Here is an 873-nt window from a genome sequence, read left to right as displayed (position 1 = left end):
ATATTGAAGCAGCCAGATCTGGGTACGGCAGCACTGATTATGGCTTCGGGTATTTTTGTCATCTTCTTTGCCGGATTGCCTTGGAAGGCTATTTTTTCCGCCATTATTGCCTTTGTGGCCGCTTTGCCGCTCTTGTGGAATTACGGCATGCACGACTACCAGAAAACCCGCGTCCTCACTCTGCTCGACCCAACCAAAGACCCGTTAGGCGCAGGCTACCACATCATCCAATCCATGATTGCCATCGGCTCGGGCGGCGTATGGGGTAAAGGCTGGCTCAACGGTACGCAAACCCATTTAGACTATATTCCCGAATCAACGACTGACTTTATTCTCGCAGTATTCGGCGAAGAATTCGGCCTGATTGGCAATATCCTTTTACTGCTGGTTTACCTCATCATTCTGGCACGCGGATTGTGGATTGCCGCACAAGCGCAATCCCTTTACAGTCGTACTTTGGCAGGCGCGTTGACCATGACTTTTTTCTGCTACGCCTTTGTAAACATGGGCATGGTCAGCGGTATTTTGCCCGTCGTAGGTGTCCCCCTCCCCTTGGTCAGCTACGGCGGTACGGCTACACTTTCCATCATGGTGGTGCTCGCCCTGCTGATGGGTATTGCCAACGAACACAAAAACCTCCGCCGCCGTAATGCGGATAACGATGACCTAACTGAAAGCGAGGAATAATATGGAACTGGGTGTAGAAATCGGCAAGCTGCTTGTGGCATTTCTCGTGCTGATTAATCCTTTCAGCGCGCTCTCAATCTATCTTGATCTGACACAAAACCACAGCACCAAAGAAAAGCGCAGAATCGCGCGTACTGCCGCATTGGCCGTTTTCATCGTAATCATCGTCTTTGCACTGAGTGGCGG

2 protein-coding genes are annotated in these 873 nt (G+C 51.0%); both read left to right on the top strand.

Translation table 11 applies throughout. From position 1 onward, the window contains the following. A partial coding sequence (locus ACTHUR_RS12725) for an FtsW/RodA/SpoVE family cell cycle protein (protein WP_440398853.1) occupies window positions 1-687 on the top strand: 687 nt, incomplete at its 5' end. 1 nt (window position 688) lies between these two features. Then, window positions 689-873 (top strand): MarC family protein (locus ACTHUR_RS12720; RefSeq protein ID WP_440398851.1); only part of this gene is annotated, 185 nt, incomplete at its 3' end.

This window comes from Neisseria sp. P0021.S007 (assembly GCF_051956855.1).
The sequence above is the reverse complement of the archived record's forward strand: the minus strand, read 5'-3'. Positions and strand labels throughout refer to the sequence as shown.